Origin of the sequence: Streptococcus sp. 1055 (assembly GCF_013276815.1) — a bacterium.
In the GTDB taxonomy this organism is placed as follows: domain Bacteria; phylum Bacillota; class Bacilli; order Lactobacillales; family Streptococcaceae; genus Streptococcus; species Streptococcus pseudopneumoniae.
On record NZ_VMLT01000090.1, the window covers coordinates 1 to 733 of the forward strand.

3 pseudogenes are annotated in these 733 nt (G+C 46.5%); all 3 read right to left on the reverse strand.

From position 1 onward, the window contains the following. Positions 1–104 (reverse strand): annotated as a pseudogene (locus tag HT699_RS11790) (flagellar assembly protein H domain protein); the annotation flags it as partial. Beyond that, positions 105–533 (reverse strand): annotated as a pseudogene (locus tag HT699_RS08055) (hypothetical protein); the annotation flags it as partial. It abuts the pseudogene before it with no gap. Next, positions 534–733: pseudogene (locus HT699_RS08060) on the reverse strand (hypothetical protein); the annotation flags it as partial. It lies immediately after the preceding pseudogene.

Below are 733 nucleotides of genomic sequence, written 5' to 3' on the forward strand. Positions count from 1 at the left end.
CTGATGGCTCGCTCGGGTTGCTGGGTAAAAGGTTTGTTGCCAAAAAACTCCAACCATGCTTTGCGAACCTCGTCTTTGCTGGTTTCTCTGTATTTTTTTAGGTCTTATTTGTAATGTTTTTTCAATAGCGACTCAAACTCAGCGACAGTCATACCCAGCTGATGACTGGCAACCTCGGAAGTCAGAAGTCCTTGGCGAACCATATCCAGAAAGGCAAAAAGTTTTCCACGTTCAAGTCCACGCTCTAAACCTTTTTCGATGCCCTGTTCAATCCCCTCTGCACGACCTCTCTCCAACCCTTTTTCTTCAGCTTGCTCCAAGGCATAGTCCTGTGCTAACAAGGCTTGTTCTTCGCGTCTGCGTTGTTCACTAAACATTTCCCTATCCTCCTCGGACCAGCTCTTGTAGTCTAGCAGTTGGTCTGCTTGGCTGATGGCTCGCTCGGGTTGCTGGGTAAAGGGCTTATTCCCAAAAAACTCCAACCATGGTTTGCGAATGCTATCTTTGCTGGTTTCTCTGTATTTTTTTAGGTCTTATTTGTAATGTTTTTTCAATAGCGACTCAAACTCAGCGACAGTCATACCCAGCTGATGGCTGGCAACCTCGGAAGTCAGAAGTCCTTGGCGAACCATATCCAGAAAGGCAAAAAGTTTTCCACGTTCAAGTCCTTGTTCTAAACCTTTTTCGATGCCCTGTTCAATCCCCTCAGCTCGACCACGTTCAAGTCCACGCT